Source organism: Paenibacillus hodogayensis (assembly GCF_039536325.1).
Classification (GTDB): domain Bacteria; phylum Bacillota; class Bacilli; order Paenibacillales; family NBRC-103111; genus Paenibacillus_AB; species Paenibacillus_AB hodogayensis.
Genome location: NZ_BAAAYO010000006.1, coordinates 635,236 through 651,044, shown reverse-complemented (window position 1 = coordinate 651,044; position 15,809 = coordinate 635,236). Strand labels below are relative to the sequence as shown.

At 54.4% G+C, this 15,809-nt stretch carries 14 protein-coding genes; 11 read left to right on the top strand and 3 right to left on the bottom strand.

Going from position 1 to position 15,809, the window contains the following annotated elements; translation table 11 throughout:
• Positions 1–7: 7 nt before the first annotated feature.
• The 3 genes from recN (at position 8) to spo0A (ending at position 4,250) form a co-directional block, all read left to right on the top strand.
• Positions 8–1,732: a DNA repair protein RecN gene (recN, locus tag ABD796_RS14050; protein ID WP_344908734.1), complete on the top strand. Its 1,725-nt coding sequence runs from the start codon at positions 8–10 to the stop codon at positions 1,730–1,732.
• A gap of 204 nt (positions 1,733–1,936) precedes the next feature.
• A complete protein-coding gene (gene spoIVB / locus ABD796_RS14045; RefSeq protein WP_344908733.1) occupies positions 1,937–3,265 on the top strand; it encodes a SpoIVB peptidase in 1,329 nt (442 codons plus the stop codon).
• 190 nt (positions 3,266–3,455) lie between these two features.
• On the top strand, positions 3,456–4,250 hold the full coding sequence (gene spo0A / locus ABD796_RS14040) for a sporulation transcription factor Spo0A (RefSeq protein ID WP_344908956.1): 795 nt from the start codon (positions 3,456–3,458) through the stop codon (positions 4,248–4,250).
• 109 nt (positions 4,251–4,359) lie between these two features.
• On the opposite strand, the gene ABD796_RS14035 is transcribed toward spo0A, so the two are convergent.
• The gene (locus tag ABD796_RS14035) at positions 4,360–5,919 is read right to left on the bottom strand and encodes an S-layer homology domain-containing protein (protein WP_344908732.1); all 1,560 of its coding nucleotides are present in this window, start codon (positions 5,917–5,919) and stop codon (positions 4,360–4,362) included.
• Positions 5,920–6,568: 649 nt separating this feature from the next.
• Between ABD796_RS14035 and ABD796_RS14030 the strand changes: the two genes are divergently transcribed.
• The 8 genes from ABD796_RS14030 (at position 6,569) to ABD796_RS13995 (ending at position 14,366) form a co-directional block, all read left to right on the top strand.
• A complete protein-coding gene (locus ABD796_RS14030; protein WP_344908731.1) occupies positions 6,569–6,889 on the top strand; it encodes a hypothetical protein in 321 nt (106 codons plus the stop codon).
• 324 nt (positions 6,890–7,213) lie between these two features.
• A complete protein-coding gene (locus ABD796_RS14025) occupies positions 7,214–8,779 on the top strand; it encodes a helix-turn-helix domain-containing protein (protein ID WP_344908730.1) in 1,566 nt (521 codons plus the stop codon).
• Positions 8,780–8,911: 132 nt separating this feature from the next.
• Positions 8,912–10,081, top strand: coding sequence for an alpha/beta hydrolase family protein (locus tag ABD796_RS14020; protein ID WP_344908729.1), 1,170 nt, complete (start codon positions 8,912–8,914; stop codon positions 10,079–10,081).
• 31 nt (positions 10,082–10,112) lie between these two features.
• Positions 10,113–11,078, top strand: coding sequence for an ABC transporter substrate-binding protein (locus ABD796_RS14015; RefSeq protein ID WP_344908728.1), 966 nt, complete (start codon positions 10,113–10,115; stop codon positions 11,076–11,078).
• 371 nt (positions 11,079–11,449) lie between these two features.
• Positions 11,450–11,623 carry an aspartyl-phosphate phosphatase Spo0E family protein gene (locus ABD796_RS14010; protein WP_344908727.1) on the top strand — a complete coding sequence of 58 codons (174 nt, stop codon included), beginning with the start codon at positions 11,450–11,452 and terminating at the stop codon, positions 11,621–11,623.
• Between the two features lie 141 nt (positions 11,624–11,764).
• On the top strand, positions 11,765–12,844 hold the full coding sequence (gene steA / locus ABD796_RS14005; RefSeq protein ID WP_344908726.1) for a putative cytokinetic ring protein SteA: 1,080 nt from the start codon (positions 11,765–11,767) through the stop codon (positions 12,842–12,844).
• A complete protein-coding gene (locus ABD796_RS14000) occupies positions 12,823–13,521 on the top strand; it encodes a glycosyltransferase family 2 protein (protein WP_344908725.1) in 699 nt (232 codons plus the stop codon). Before steA ends, ABD796_RS14000 begins: the two co-directional genes overlap by 22 nt.
• Complete coding sequence (locus ABD796_RS13995; RefSeq protein WP_344908724.1) at positions 13,518–14,366, top strand: hypothetical protein; 849 nt, start codon at positions 13,518–13,520, stop codon at positions 14,364–14,366. Before ABD796_RS14000 ends, ABD796_RS13995 begins: the two co-directional genes overlap by 4 nt.
• On the opposite strand, the gene ABD796_RS13990 is transcribed toward ABD796_RS13995, so the two are convergent.
• Both ABD796_RS13990 and ABD796_RS13985 read right to left on the bottom strand, forming a co-directional pair.
• Positions 14,363–14,632, bottom strand: a complete 270-nt coding sequence (locus ABD796_RS13990; RefSeq protein ID WP_344908723.1) for a DUF2627 domain-containing protein — start codon at positions 14,630–14,632, stop codon at positions 14,363–14,365. The genes ABD796_RS13995 and ABD796_RS13990 overlap by 4 nt on opposite strands.
• Before the next feature lie 83 nt (positions 14,633–14,715).
• Positions 14,716–15,564, bottom strand: a complete 849-nt coding sequence (locus tag ABD796_RS13985; RefSeq protein ID WP_344908722.1) for an AraC family transcriptional regulator — start codon at positions 15,562–15,564, stop codon at positions 14,716–14,718.
• Positions 15,565–15,809 lie beyond the last annotated feature (245 nt).

The following is a 15,809-nucleotide window of genomic DNA, read 5'->3' as shown; positions in this document are numbered from 1 at the left end:
AATTCAGATGATTACGGAATTGACGATTCGCAATTTGGCTGTGATCGAACAAGTAACCGTTTCGTTCCGAAACGGTTTTTCGGTATTGACCGGGGAGACCGGGGCCGGCAAGTCGATTATCATTGATGCCCTCGGTCTGATCGCCGGAGGCAGGGGCTCTGCGGAGCTGGTGCGCTACGGCTGCGACAAAGCCGAGATTGAAGCGCAATTCGATATCGCCGCCGGTCATCCGGTGTTTGTCGTGTTGGCAAAGATCGGCATCGATACGGGACACGAGGACCCCGAACGTCTGATCGTCAGGCGCGAAGTGTCCGCTCACGGCAAAAGCACGAGCCGGATAAACGGACAGCTTGTCAATCTGACGATGCTGCGCGAGGTCGGCGATTGTCTCGTCAATATTCACGGCCAGCACGAGCACCAGTCGCTGATGAAGGCGGAAGCGCACTTGGAATGGCTCGATCTGTTCGAGTCCGACCGGATCGTCCCCGTTCGCTCCGAATTCGAGCAGTGCTACGACCGCTATGCCCAGTTGAAGAAGGAATTGCGGCATTTGCAGGAAACGAGCAAGCAAGCGCTGCAGATGGCCGACCTGTACCGGTTCCAGATCGAGGAAATCGGGGCGGCGGAGTTAAAAATCGGCGAAGATGAATCGTTATTGGAAGAAAAGCGCAAACTAGCTAATGCAGAAAAGCTGTATCAGAACGTGGCGGACTCATACGACGCTTTATACGGAACCAAAGGCTTGTCCACCATCGCCAAGGCGGTCGCGCGCATCACCGATGTGGCGGGGGCGCACGCGGCAGTGCTTGGTCCGCTTCTCGAGCAGATGCAGTCGGCGTATTACCAGTTGGAGGACGCGGCGTTTCAGCTGCGCGATTACCGCGATAACATCGAATTCAATCCGGAGCGGTTGGAGGAGATCGAAGACCGGCTCACGCTTCTTTCGACGCTTCGGCGCAAGTACGGGGACAATATCGGGGAAATGATCGCCTATGGGCAAAAAATTCAGAACGAGCTGGAACTGATCGAGAACAAGGATGAGACGATGCGGAAGCTCGAGCAGGCGCTGGAGCGGGAAAAAGAAAAGCTTCTGGTCATCGGGACGAAACTGTCCGAGCTCCGTCAGGAAGCGGCCAAACGTCTGGCATCGGGCATCGAAGGCGAGCTGAAGGCGCTTCATATGGAACGGACCCGCTTCGACGTTCATTTCGCCCGCAACGGCCATTCTTCGATCGGCGAACCGCCCGTTATCTCGCGCAGCGGTCTGGACGAAGCGGAGTTCATGATCTCGGCGAATCCGGGGGAGCCGCTCCGCCCGCTGGCGAAGATCGCTTCCGGCGGGGAGATGTCTCGGATCATGCTGGCGATGAAATCGATTTTCGCGCGGGTCGACCAAATACCCGTGCTCGTCTTCGACGAGGTCGATACCGGCGTCAGCGGACGGGCGGCTCAGGCCATCGCCGAGAAAATGTCCGATCTGTCCAAGCATTGCCAAGTATTCTCCATTACACATCTGCCGCAGGTGGCGTGTATGGCGGATTCGCATTATTTGATCCATAAATCGGTTCAAGGCGAGCGGACGTACACGTCGGTCGAGGACGTGCGGGATTCGGTCCGTATTCTGGAGCTGGCGCGCATGCTGGGCGGGGTAGAAGTGACGGAAACGACGCTTAGCCATGCGCGCGAGATGATCGAGCTGGCTCGGGTGCAGAAAATCGGCGCCAGTTCGTGAAAAATGGGGATTAACCCCTGAAATATCCCCGTTAATTGGGTTATACCGCCCATAATCACGGAATAACTGCAAATTCAGCGAATTTGCAGGAACGGGAGGGCATCATTTTCAGTTATAAAACCGTTGGGGCGCGGTTACCTTATAGGTACGCAAACGGCGGAAAACGCCCAGTCAGGCAGCATGCGTAAAGGAGCGTGGTTCGAGTTGGATTCCGGCAAAAGAAAAAGATTGATGGGTCTTATTCTCGTCTTCTTCGTTTGTTTGGGCAGTATTTCCACTCCTTTTCAAAGCTTCGCGTCGTTCCCCAACGAGTTGAGGTTGTTTACCGGGCAAGAGAAAGAGCTCCGCTTGTCGATGCCGGTTCACGCGCAGGCGACGGTCAATCCGGATGTGGTCAAAGTGAACGGCAGCGCCGAGCATTCGTTCCAGGTCGATCTGAACCGGCCGATCTCGCTGGAGTCGGCAAGCAGCGGCGAGACCCAATTACAGCTGCGGCTGTTTGGCAAAATCCCGTTGAAGACGGTCAAAGTGAATGTGATGCCCGATCTCAAGGTGATTCCCGGCGGGCAGACGATCGGGGTCAAAATCAAGTCGGACGGCATTATGGTCGTCGGTCATCATCTCGTCTCCGTAGCCGAGAACAAGAAAATGTCTCCCGGCGAGGAAGCGAAAATTCAAGTCGGCGATCTGATTCAGGAAGTGGACGGCACGTACATTAACGACGTCACGAAGGTGGCGGATCTGGTGAAAAAAGCCGGGGAGCAGAAAAAGCCGCTCTCGCTGAAAATCCGCCGCAACGACACGCAGATTCGCGCGGACATTACGCCGGCCTTCGATATTCTCGAAAAATCGTACAGGCTCGGCTTGTACATCCGCGACTCGGCGGCGGGCGTCGGCACGCTTACGTTTTATGCACCCGACCAGGGCGTATACGGCGCATTGGGCCATGTCATTACGGACATGGACACGCAAACGCCGATCTCCGTCGGCGACGGTCAGATCGTGCACTCCAACGTCACCTCGATCGCCAAGAGCCAGAACGGCGAGCCTGGGGAAAAACGGGCCATCTTTATCAACGAGAGCAAAATATTAGGAAACATCGAGAAAAATACCGCATTCGGCATCTTCGGCAAAATGTTCAGCGCACCGGAGCACAGCATCGAGAAAGAAGCCATTCCCGTCGCTTTCGCGGAAGAAGTGAAGGAAGGTCCGGCGCATATTTACACCGTCGTCTCCGGGCAAAAGGTCGAGAAGTTCGATATCGAGGTCGTCCACGTCTCCCGGCAGGAGTTCCCGGCCACAAAGGGCATGGTTATCAAGATTACCGATCCTCGTCTGTTGGACAAGACCGGAGGCATCGTACAGGGCATGAGCGGCAGCCCGATTATCCAGAACGGCAAAATGATCGGCGCGGTCACCCACGTTTTCGTCAACGATCCGACTTCCGGTTACGGGTGTTTTATCGAGTGGATGCTGCAGGACGCCGGCGTCGTCATCAATCCGAACACACAGCAAAATCTTAAGGCCGGTTAACGGGCCTTAAGATTTTTCGTTTTTTGTCGAACCGTAAGAGAATGTAAGGAAAAATATTTATTATAGATCATTTTCGAAAAAAATAAAAGAAAAAAATTTTTCGACAGAAGGAAAACGAACCGCCTTGTCGAAAATATGTAAGAGTGGTAGTAAACCCATCACTTTTTCGACCAATGAGGAGGAACTAATGTTGCAAAAGATCGAAGTGTTATTGGCTGATGACAACCGAGAATTCACAAACCTGCTTTCGGAATTTATTTCCGAACAAAACGATATGGTTGTGGCTGGAGTTGCCTACAACGGCAATGATGTGTTGTCTTATATGGAGCACAACAGCAAAGCGCCGGATGTGCTCATTCTCGATATCATCATGCCACACCTCGACGGCCTCGGCGTATTGGAAAAGCTCCGGGAAATGAACTTGAACCCTCAGCCCAAAATCATTATGCTCACTGCTTTCGGGCAGGAGAACATCACCCAGAAGGCGGTTCAGCTGGGAGCCTCGTATTACATTTTAAAACCGTTCGATATGGAGATTTTGACCAATCGAATTCGCCAGCTCGTTACGAACACCAGTCCGATGACATCGCACGTCTCGTCCAAGCCGAATGTGGTGCCGATTACGAAAGGCCGCAACCTGGATGCCAACATCACGAGCATCATTCACGAAATCGGCGTGCCGGCGCATATCAAAGGGTACCAGTATTTGCGCGAAGCGATCACCATGGTGTACAACAATATCGAAATATTGGGAGCGATCACGAAAACGCTCTATCCGGCCATTGCCGACAAATACAAAACGACGCCGTCTCGCGTCGAACGCGCCATCCGCCACGCGATCGAAGTCGCCTGGACGCGCGGCAACATCGACAGCATCAGCCACCTGTTCGGGTACACGATTAATATCTCCAAGAGCAAACCGACCAATTCCGAGTTCATCGCGATGGTGGCGGACAAGCTGCGGATTGAGCATAAGGTGTCGTGAAAGAGGGAAGAATAGAAGTGTAAGCGCGTAAACGACAAATACCGCTTCTTTATTGGTTTCTTTCGAAACCAGTAAAGGGAGCGGTATTTTTGTGAATGATTATACGGTATTATTTATAAGTTTCATTAACATGCGATCGCGAAATCAGCTTATGCGGAGTTCCTCCGGTCACATTATCGATTGGGATGTAGTAGACCGTAATCTGATTTTTGGAAACGAAGTCTTTCGGGACGATATACCCGGATACTTGAATGGTTGCAGTTCCCGCATCGATCAACTTTGGCTTTATCCGAATTCTATCCTCTTCTCTTTGCTCCAACACACCCAATGAAAATAGCGACTGCGGCTTTTTGGCATTTATATTTTGTTCTGTGGGTTCATCGATTCTTGTCCAATCGTCATTCGAAACGCTGATTCCGCATGAATTATGGTAGAAGGCCGATTGCTGTTCCAATGTTAATTCGCTAATGGAAAGCAAAGCATATCCGCTAACTCCGTCCAACGAGTGAAGGACCGGACTTTGCCCCCAACGCAAATCGTCGGATAGCCATTTGCGGTTGGGATCATCAGGGTCATCCAAATCAACAGCAAGAAAAGCGGTAGTCGTACACGAAACAAGACCGTTTATCGAAGTAGAAGCCCATCCTTGATCGTCGAATTCGAACGCCCCGTAGTTGTAGGCAGAAAAGTATCTCGGCACCATGGTCATTACATTGGACTTGTGCCATACCACCTCGGCAGCAGCGACAGTATGTTTGTCCGTCTGGAATTGTTGTCCTGCGTTAAAAGCGATCACTCGATTAACAAAGGTAACCGCTTGGGCACGAGTCACTTTGGAGTCGAGCGAAAGCATCCCGTTCCCGTTCCCCGTTAATAAGCCTCGCGAAGCGGCTTCATAGATCATTCGGTTCTGCGAAGAGGTTTGGTCCTTTTTTAATTGCTGAATCGGGTCCAATCCGTTTTTGATGTTTTTTAGGAAGTCCTCCACATAGGATTGCTCGTTGGAAATCAGATATCCGCACATGTTTGCGTCTTTTCTGCATTCATCGGTATCCGTTATTAATTGGGGAGGGATCCGATTCTTAACCGACGCTAACGCTTGTTCCAGTTTGGTTACGACTTGTTCCGGGTGATCGTAGACAAGGTTGAAATCGCCGGCAAAATCGGGTCCGGCTTCAATTGACTTTCTTGCTGGGTCGTTTGCAAATGTTTGCAGCGGGAATCTTTTTTGCATCTCTTCCTTGATCATCTTATCAAATATCGGATTTTGAGTTGCTCTTACCAAGGTAGCCGCAATTTCGGCGCGGGCTATAGGTTTGTCCAATCCGGACGGATAGTCGTCATTATAAAGCTCATGGCTTGTTGCCGCTTGCTTGTAAGGGGCGAACCAAGATTCGCCTAAGCGCGGTGCTTCTACGGGATACTGCAATGCTTTGATCATCATCGTTATAAACTCTTCGCCTGTAATCGTAGCTTCCGGCTTGAAAGTTCCATCCGAATAACCCGTTACGAAGCCGGTAGAAACCGCTTTTTGGATTTGCGCTTCCGCCCAATGACCGGAGATGTCCTTCAGAGTCGGTGTCTGGAATTCTGCCTGTACACTGCCGCTGCTCAGAAATAGATGGAACAGAATGGCTGCCAGAACTAGACTTGTTGAAATTTTTTTCATCCTATGCACCTGCTTTGTCTTTTCAATTTGTTAAAATACCGCTTGCGGGTCCTATTACTCGCTTAAAGGGTTCCTCCCGTCTGTTTTGTCTAAAGTCGCCCCACAACGATAAAATCAACATTTTTTATTGTAACGGTCACTTTTAAATATTTCCACGGATTTTAAGTCACATCTGAAAGAAAACTTCAAAAATATATAACTTATGACCCATTTACATGGACGCGATCTGGTATTGCCTAAATTTGGCGGATTGTGGTAAGGTATTAAGTGACTTTCGTACCAATTAACGAGTGTTTTATGAGTCCTTAAGACTTATAGGTCTTTGCTTTTTTGTGGTGAATAGGTTTAAAAGTTCATTTCTAAATCATGGAAGTTATGGATTGACTACTTGAAATGAATCGAATAAAAGAAAGGAGGGATTGAAATTTGAAGCTTAAAGCGGCAACTTTCATTGCTTTATGCGGCGCCATTTTGATGTGCATTACAACTTTCTATAACGTGTTATTAAATACTGACGTGGTTGAATATACAGAGAACTCCAAATCTCATTTTATCCTTTTGACTTTATTAAACTTTATTGCAGCTCTATCATTTGTAAACTTTTTCGTATCGTTTTCGCTTGCTCAAAGAAAGAGAGGCTAAAAAAACCATGAGTACGGAGCTTGATCATATTATTCAAGAAGAATCGTCCGGCAATCGTCCTGTTTCTTATGCCACTAATCCGATTGCAAACGTTCTTCATACATTGGGTGTAGGCATTTTGATTGTCGGAATTATAGCCGGAGTTTTTATTATTGCAGCATTGGAAGATCCGGGCTCCACACGTTCCTTTAGTCCGGACCCCCATCCGTTAAGGTGGGTTTACGGGGTAACGTTAATTATTTCAAGTCTGTTCAGCGGTATGGTTTTTGTAGGTTTTGGCGAGACGATTAAACTGCTTACACGTATTAAAGAAAACACGGAAACATAAGTTCCATGGAGATTGGGAGAGAAAGATCTGGCCGAACGTTCTTAGCGCTTCATCGGCCATCGCTTTGACGGGGGCGTCGAATCGTGCTGAAAGGGCAATAGTCAATCCTCGCCGTCTGCCGAATGCGCAGCCGGCATTTTTTTGCATACTCATGTTTGATGCGGATAGTAACGAAGCGGCTCCCGACAAAGAAGCTTCGGCAGAAGCCGAGGGGTTTGTCAAAGAAGGATGGTCGAAACGCGCCTCTAACGTTTTCTCAGCAGCCGCAAACCTGCTAATATAGAGGGAACGGAACAGAAAAGGAACGGAGGGCGGGATCGTTTTATGAATACTATTTTCAATGCCGGAACCCGGCTGTACAGACTCGCAGAGGTCTGCGCAGTCGGGCTTTCTGTTGGCTCGAACCCCTTCGAAGCTACGGGAGGCGGAGATGTTGCGATTATCGTTTTAAAGGGCAGCGGTATGCTGGACTTCGGCGAGGGAGCCCGTGCGGCAAGCCGGGGGGAAGTATGGTTGCTGACGTCGGACCGCCCCTTCCGGCTGTGGGCGGACCGACAGCCGTTTGAGGGCTGTCTCGTGCGCTACGAGGTGTACGGCGAGACGAAGCTGCACCGGTACGAGCGTGTGACCGCTGAAGAAGTGCGGATGATTGCACCGGATTTTGCGCCTCTGCTTCGCTGCTGCAGCGAGCTGATGAAGCTGGAAGAAGGGGAACAGGACGGTTTCCGGGGACAGGCTGGGCTGTATCGCCTATTGGAGCTGCTGGCTGCTGCCGAGCGTCGTCCTGGGCCGGAAGAGACGACGGAAGCGGCTATTGCCCGCGTCGTCCGTTATATGGAGCAGCATCTGGAGCGCGACCTGCCGCGGGACGAGTTGGCGCAGATGGCGGGGCTGAGCCCGGGGTATTTCAGCGCGGCCTTCTTGCGGTATAAAGGTGAAAGTCCGTCCGACTATATGCTGGGGTTGCGTCTGGAGCGGGCGGAAGAGTTGTTGTTCCTGCACGGAACGGTGAAGGAGGCCGCGGCTCGGGTCGGTTTCGAGGACGAGTTTTATTTCAGCAGGCGGTTTAAGCAGAAAAAAGGGCTTCCGCCTTCCGCATATATCCGCAGCCGCAGCTTCAGCATCGCGAGCGTCTCCGAGCCGTTGTCCGGAAATCTGCTGGCTTTGCGGTTGCGCCCCAGAGCCGCTGCGTTTTACGAACATCACGACGAATACGGAACGATGCTCCGGCTGCATTCCTGCGAGGAAGGGGAGGGCCCGGTGTGGGCGCATAATTTGCTGATGCTGGAGCAGGCGTCGCCGGAGCTGATCTTCTGCACGGATTGTCTCCACGAGGGGGCAAGGGCGGAACTGGAGCGCATCGCCCCGACGATCCCGATCGGCTGGCTCGGCGACGATTGGCGCCGCCAACTGCAGCAGATGGCGAAGGCGGTGGAGCGCGCCGGGGAGGCGGAGGCGTGGCTCGCCGCTTACGACCGCAAAGCGGAGTCGGCCAGCCGTCGCGTGCGGAGAAAATGGGGCGGAGCGACCGTGCAAGTTTGGCGGATTATGGATGCCGAGTTCCGGGTATACGGCAGACGCAATGCCGGGGCCGTACTCTATGAGGATTTGCGGCTCGGGGTCGACGACAGGCTCAAGCCTATCGAAATATTTGAAACGGTAACCCGCGATGAACTGTTCCGCTACGATGCCGATATGCTGGTGGTCATGATCGATCCGACGCCGCAGGCGGCCATCCAATGGGAGCGGCTGCAGCGTTCCGAGGCGTGGACCCGGCTGTCTGCGATCAGGCAGTGGCGAGTATACCCGACCGGCACGGAAAAGCTGCTGGAATATTCCGCTTGGTCGCACAGCCGGGCGCTGGATCATCTGACTGCAATTCTCCTGTGACCATCGTCCATCCCTGACCGTCTTATTGTCCATGTTCAAGAAAACGGGACAATGATACTATGTGAATGAGAATGAAAATTATTATCATGAAGATAAGCTTAACGGCTTAATGAACAGAAAGGTCTGATCGCCATGCTTGCCAAAGGGGCGCCATGGAGACGGGAGCTGCTGACCGGACCGCCGGCTGTCTATCCGCTGCAGGAGCTGTCCTGTACCGCAACGGGAATCCGGGCTTGTTTTTATCAGGGGCTTCCGTACCTGGGCAAAGAAACCCGCGTGTTTGCTTACTGGGCTGTGCCGCAGACCGCTACCGGCGTCAAGGTTCCCGGCGTCGTGCTAGTGCACGGCGGGGCCGGAACGGCATACCGCGAATGGGTCGAGCGGTGGGTGCGGAGGGGTTATGCGGCCATTGCAATGGATCTGGAGGGACATGCGCCGGTATTCTCCGGCAAGTCCGACGAACTGCGCCGGCACCGCTGGAGCGGTCCCGAGAAGCAGGGGGTGTTCGGCGACTACGCCCTCCCCGTCGAGGATCAATGGATGTATCATGCGACGGCCGATGCGATGTTGGCCCATTCCTTCCTTCGCTCCCTCCCTCAGGTGGACGAGACGCGAATCGGCATTTCCGGCATTTCGTGGGGAGGCATTATAACGAGTCTGGTGGCGGGTATCGACCGCAGGCTCTGTTTTGCCGTGCCCGTATACGGCTGCGGCTTCCTGTACGAACGGGGCACGATCTACGGCGAAGCGCTTGCTGCCATGCCTGAAGCGGAAGCCGGGAAAATCCGCAAACTGTGGGACCCGTCGTCGTATTTGGCGGACAGCCGGCTTCCGATGCTGTGGGTTAACGGCAGCAACGATACGCATTTCCCGCTCGATATATTCGGCCGCTCGTTCGAATTGCAGCAGCGGGGGAATGCGTCCAGCGTGCTGAGCGTCCATCCGGGATTGAAGCATTCGCATTCGGACGGCTGGTCGCGAGAAGAAATTTACGCTTTCGCCGATTCCGTAGTCCTTGCGGGAACGCCGCTTCCCCGGCTGGAACCGGTACTGCAGCGGGACAAGATGGTTACGGTCGCGTATTGCTCCCGTTTGCCGGTTGTAAGCGCCAAGCTGTATTGGAGCGAGGACGGCATCAATCGGCGGGCACTGCATTGGAAAACCGCGGAAGCCCAGATCGACGAGTCTAGGGCTATTGCGTCCGCCCGACTGCCGATTGGGGCCGGATGCTTTTTCTTCGGTCTGACCGATGCGAGAGGGCTTTCGGTCAGCACGCCGTTTCAAACGGCGAGCGGCCGGTAAACACATTTTTAGTAAAAGGGGAGTTCATGCGATGTATGTACGAAAAAGCTTGAAAAAGGGGGCGGCCTTGGCGCTGCTGCTCATACTGACGTTGACGGCCTGCAGCCAGTCCGCCAGCCCTGCAAAGACGCCGGCGGACGTCAAGGGAGAGGAGGTGGCCGGCAAAACGTCCTTTACGTTTACGGACACGAAGGGCGAGCGCAAGCTGGAACGCGTTCCGGTTCATATCGCCACGACAGTTACATATTTGACCGACCATATGATCTCGCTCGGCCTGCAGCCGACATCGACAGTCAAATCGCAAAACGAAGACTTTCCGCTTTATCTCAAACCGTTCCTCGGCAATGTCGATATCATCGGGGAGCAGGGCAAAGTACAGATCGAGAAGTTGCTGTCGCTATCGCCCGATCTGATCGTCACGGACACGAACAGCGCCAATATTTACGAGCAATATAGCAAAATCGCTCCGACCGCTCTGCTGGACAACGGATACAATGCGGCGAACTGGGAAGAAGCATTTCTGGCTACGGGCAAAGCGTTCGGGAGGGTGGACAAGGCTCAGCAAGTAATCGCCGACTATCAGGCCAAGAAAAAGCAGGCGATCGCTCAAGTAGCCGCACGGGCCAAAGGCAAAACGGTGATGGTGCTGCGCGTGCGCAACGACGTCCGCTACTACGGCGACGCCGACTACAATTGGCTGTACGACGAATTCGGGTTTTCGCGTCCAGCCGTTTATCCGGTGACCAGCAAGGAGAACCATTACGAGATTTTATCTGCAGAGAAGCTGCCGGAGATCGATCCCGATTATATTTTGCTGATCAAGGATAACAAAGAATTGTTCAACGGTTTGAAGGAGCTGACCTTGTGGAAAAATATGAAAGCCGTCCGCAGCTCGCAAGTGTACGAAATATCCTCGGATTCCTGGTTCGGCGGTTACGGTCCGCATGCGGCTCAATCGATGCTGGACGACCTGGTTCGCTTGTTTGGCAGCAAATAACGGCCATTATTACCGTTTTCTGCTTTATGGCTTATTGCGGACAGACCTTCGCTGGATGAAGGTCTGTTTTGGCGTGCAGGAAACCGGAAGCTGTCATGAAAAAAGACGGGTAACGAGGAAAAATGGTCGGGGAATGGGGAACAAATACGGGAATGATGTCGCCGTTCCCGGATACGGCTCGAAACATGACCCGCCAAAAAGCCGGATAAACAGGAATGCTGGACGAACGTGTCCGATGTCCACAAATTATTGAATACCCGTGACAAGAAGTGACAAACATTGACGATCGAATCGTATTATAATGAGTGCTATACGAACATTCGATGCAAAACGATACAAAAAGATTAACGGTGAAAGAGGAATCGATCAATATGAACGCGGCATTATTAGAAGAATCCGAAGCGATCGAGCAGCTTCGCGGCGATCTGGTGGCGCTAGCCATGAAGAAAGGAACTTTCGCGGACCACAGCGTACTGGAGATGAGCCAACAGCTTGATGAGTTTTTGGTCCAGTTCATCAAGCTGCAACAAGAGATCCGACTGTAAACTATTGCTCATAGCGCCAAAGAGCGCGCCTATATCGGCCTTCCGCCTTTCCAATGCGGAAGGTTTTTTTCTTTGACGCATGGACACGGCGGGAATTGCCAACACTACAGGAAAAGGAAACTTGTTGCGGAGGGACTCCGATTGGAGGCGAAGCGCGTGCTGTCGGCCGTTATTATCGAAGGTACAGTCAGATCGGACCGCCAAACGAAGCGGCTGCTCCGTTCCGTCGCCGCAGGCGACATCGCCTTGCTGCAGCATGCCGATCTGGACGAGCAGGCGGCCGTGGGGTTGGTCGCGGCGGGGGTGAAAGCGGTCGTCAATGCCGCTCCCACGATGACCGGCTCGTTCCCGCATGAAGGTCCGCTGGAGCTGTTAAGGAATGGAATCCCGATCTTCGAAATCGCGGCGGCGGAATTCGACCGGGTCGGCGACGGAAGACGCGTACGGATCGCGGAAGGGATGCTCGTCTGCGAAGGACGCCATATTCGTTGCAGCGCTTTTGGCTACGACTCCTGGCTGGCGGCGAGACGGACGGCCGAGCGGAGCTACCGGCAAACGGTGCTGGACTTTACGGACAATACGCTGCGGTACGCCAAGGAGGAGCTGGACACGCTGCTGACGCCGCTGCGGATGCCGCCGTTGGACAGGCCGCTGGCGGGCGAGCATGCGCTGATCGTCTCGCGGGGCAGAGGGCACCGGGAGGACTTGTCCGCGCTCCGCGAATACATCGCGGCGATGCAGCCGGCGCTGATCGGCGTCGACGGAGGAGCGGACGCTCTCGCCGCCCAGGGCTACCTTCCGGATCTGATCGTTGGCGATATGGACAGCATATCCGATGAAGCGCTGCGCTGCGGAGCGCAGTTGTTCGTACATGCATACGCGGACGGACACGCTCCCGGCATGGAGCGCATTCGCGCCTTGGGGCTCCGGGCTACTACCGTGACCGCGCCGGGCACGAGCGAGGATGTCGCCCTGCGGATCGCCTATGAGGGTGATGCGGCCCGTCTCGTCGTCGTCGGCTCGCATTGCGGGCCGGTCGATTTTTTGCAAAAAGGACGGAAAGGCATGGCGAGCACGCTGCTGGTGCGCATGCTGGTCGGACATAAGCTGGTCGACGCCCGCGGGGCGGGGTTATGGATGCAGCCGGGGTATAGCCCGCTAGCGAGGCTGCAAAGCTTGACGGAAGGAGGGGCGGACGAATGGACGCATCAGTATCGGTAGTCGTACCCGCTTGGAACGAAGAACGGACGATCGCGGCCACGCTGACCGCTCTGCACCGGATTCGCGGTGCGGCGGGCAAGCCGTTGTGGAGCGAGCTGATCGTCGTGGACGACGGAAGCACGGACCGGACTGCGGACGAGGCTGCCGGCTTGGCTACGGTTGTCATCGAGCACGCGAATCGCTTGGGCAAAGGGGCGGCCATGCGCACCGGGTGGATGCGGGCGCAAGGAGAGATCGTCTTGTTCGCCGACGCGGACTTGGGGGCGAGCGCCGTTCATCTCGCCGAACTGCTTGCGCCGCTGCGCAGCGGAGAAGCCGACATGGCGATCGCCCGCTTCGCAGCGCCAGCCGTGAATGGAGGCTTCGGCTTCGTCAAACGGTTCGCCGGCAATGGCATATTCAGGCTGACCGGCTTGAAGGTGGAGGCGCCGCTGTCCGGGCAGCGCGCCGTCCGCAGCCAGCTGCTGAGGCAATTCGACCGGCTTCCGGAAGGGTTCGGCATCGAGGTCGGCATGACGATCGATGCGGCCAGGCTCGGCTGCCGGATTTGCGAGATTCCGCTTCCCCTCCAGCACCGGGAAACCGGCAAGTCCTTGTCCGGGTTCTGGCATCGCGGGAGCCAAATGATTGACATCAGCCGGACGATGCTTGCCCGCTGGAGGAAGCCCGTACGGTGAACGCAGCGGTTGCGCTCGTTTTGTTCGCGGGCATGGCCGGTTTGGCTCGGCTGCTGCTCCCGGGAATGCTGCGGTTTTTAAACGATCACGGTCTGACGGCGCCAAACTATGCGGGGGAAATTATTCCGGTCGGCACCGGGGCGGTGATCGTTTTGCTCGATTTGGCTTTGTATACGCTGTTCATAGCAGGGGAAGAATGGCTTCCGGTTCTACCCGGCTTCGCCTCGACGGCATGGCTTGCGAACGGGGATGCCGCCGCGTACGTGCTCGTATTCGCGGTAGGCTGGCTGGACGATACGATCGGGGAACGGAAGGTGAAGGGGCTGGCGGGTCATTGGCGGCAATGGCGACGGACGCATTCTCCATCCACGGGAATCGTCAAGGCGCTGCTTGTCGGAACGGCGGCGCTGTGGGTTGTGGCGAGGGGGAGCGGATCTTGGGCGGAAGCGGGGTTCGACTGGCTGACGATTGCGTTGTCGGCGAATGCGCTCAATTTGCTGGACGTCCGGCCGGGGCGGGCGTGGAAAAGCTTCGGCTTGGGGGCGGCGGTGCTCCTCGCAACGAGCCCGCTGTCCGGCTGCGTCTGGATGCTGCCGGCGCTGGCCGCCGGAGCCGCGCTCTTGCCCGGCGATCTGCGGGGCCGGCATATGCTGGGCGACTGCGGCTCCAATCTGCTCGGCTTTACGCTCGGCTGCGCGCTAGCGAACGCCGCCCCCGTCTGGCTACAGGGGAGCGCGCTGCTGCTGCTGCTGGCTATGCACCGCACAGCGGAAAAAAGTTCGATCACGGCATGGATCGAACGGCATAAGTGGGTCCGGTGGCTCGACCGGTTCGGCCGCGTCTAGGGCCGCTTTTTTTTTGCCCGAAACCGGGGCGCGACATAATTGCGCTTGCGGTCGCGGAAAAAGATCCATCCTCCGATGAACGTAACGCCGGCCGCGAATAAGACGAAGCCGAACAGCATTTTTCCCCATAAAATATGCGGATTCTCGTCTTCCGGTCCGAACTGGGCGAAGAAGGCGTCCTTCATGGCCAGAAAGCCGTAAGTGGCGGCGATTCCGGGTATAATCAGCAGCAGAATGGCGATAAACCGCTGAACTTTGTCTTTCATGCAACGGACCTCTCTTTGCGTCGTTTTCTAGTTATCCTATCCTATCTTATCTCGAATTGTATTTGATGTCTAATGCAGGACGCTTACCCGATCTCGAACATGTCGCGGTACTCTCTTGGCGACTTGCCCATATGCTTTTTGAAAATGCGGCAAAAATAGGAGAAGTTCGGGTAGCCGATCCGTTCGCCGATCAGCTTGACGGACAGGTTGCTCGTTTGCAGCAGAAAGCAGGCTTCCCGCAGTCGACGGGCGGCGATATGTTCGGTTATAGTGCTGCCTGTCGCGTGATGAAACATGCGCGACAAATGATAGGGCGACAGATGGACAAGGTCGGCCAACTGGTCCAGGTTCAGTTCTTCATGAAAATGTTGATCTATCCATTTCATGACATACTCGGCGTAATGGTTGGACCGCGGAGACGAAGGGCCTGCGCTCGTTTCGTCCAGCGTATTCCAGATCCAGTACAGCGCCTGCAGGATGGAGTTGACGAAGAACGTCAGCTGCTCGGATTTTTCGTCTTTTGCGGAGCTGTCGAACAAATAATCTTTGCCATGCTGAAATAGCTGGTCGAGCATCGGATGCCGGATGAGCTGGACAGGCAGTTTCTCTTTCCACAAATATTGAAAAAAACGTTGGAATTGCGGGTACGGCTGCAGCCGATTGTCCATATGGTAAGGGTCGAAAATAAGCACGGTCCGTTCATAGCTTTGTTCGCGGTCGGGTTCGATGCGGTGCAGTTGAAAGGGCTGCAGCAGCACAAGGGTTCCGGGGCCGACTTGAAAAATCCGGTTTTCCAGCACCATCAGAACCGAGCCCGCGAATATATACAAAAACTCCATGCCGTGATGCATATGAAACGTATCGAAATGACCGCGAGTGGAGCGACTAATATATTTAAACCGGCTCTGGCTCAGTTCGTTGTAAAACTTCATCGCTTCTCCCCCGATTCCCGATCGATTGCGCTATACCAAAACAGTTCGACTGCCGCAATGAAAACCCTTTCCGGCGAAGAGCAAGAAGTAAACATTTTACCGCAAAAAATGAAAACATTGATAAAGCGCTTTCTGATAACATATGGATTACCGAACCTCTTGCTCCGTCATTCACGAAATCGGTTACATTGGCATTGATTCTTAAATATCTCATAACAGGATGTTTCGGGAAAAGGAGGATATGA

What these genes read in the sequence shown, in the direction of transcription:
- recN (WP_344908734.1), top strand. Translation starts at nt 8, where the DNA reads ATGATTACGGAATTGACGATTCGCAATTTGGCTGTGATCGAACAAGTA.
- ABD796_RS14035 (WP_344908732.1), bottom strand. Translation starts at nt 5,919, where the DNA reads ATGAAAAAAATTTCAACAAGTCTAGTTCTGGCAGCCATTCTGTTCCAT.
- ABD796_RS14030 (WP_344908731.1), top strand. Translation starts at nt 6,569, where the DNA reads ATGAGTACGGAGCTTGATCATATTATTCAAGAAGAATCGTCCGGCAAT.
- ABD796_RS14025 (WP_344908730.1), top strand. Translation starts at nt 7,214, where the DNA reads ATGAATACTATTTTCAATGCCGGAACCCGGCTGTACAGACTCGCAGAG.
- ABD796_RS14020 (WP_344908729.1), top strand. Translation starts at nt 8,912, where the DNA reads ATGCTTGCCAAAGGGGCGCCATGGAGACGGGAGCTGCTGACCGGACCG.
- ABD796_RS14015 (WP_344908728.1), top strand. Translation starts at nt 10,113, where the DNA reads ATGTATGTACGAAAAAGCTTGAAAAAGGGGGCGGCCTTGGCGCTGCTG.
- ABD796_RS14010 (WP_344908727.1), top strand. Translation starts at nt 11,450, where the DNA reads ATGAACGCGGCATTATTAGAAGAATCCGAAGCGATCGAGCAGCTTCGC.
- ABD796_RS14000 (WP_344908725.1), top strand. Translation starts at nt 12,823, where the DNA reads ATGGACGCATCAGTATCGGTAGTCGTACCCGCTTGGAACGAAGAACGG.
- ABD796_RS13990 (WP_344908723.1), bottom strand. Translation starts at nt 14,632, where the DNA reads ATGAAAGACAAAGTTCAGCGGTTTATCGCCATTCTGCTGCTGATTATA.
- ABD796_RS13985 (WP_344908722.1), bottom strand. Translation starts at nt 15,564, where the DNA reads ATGAAGTTTTACAACGAACTGAGCCAGAGCCGGTTTAAATATATTAGT.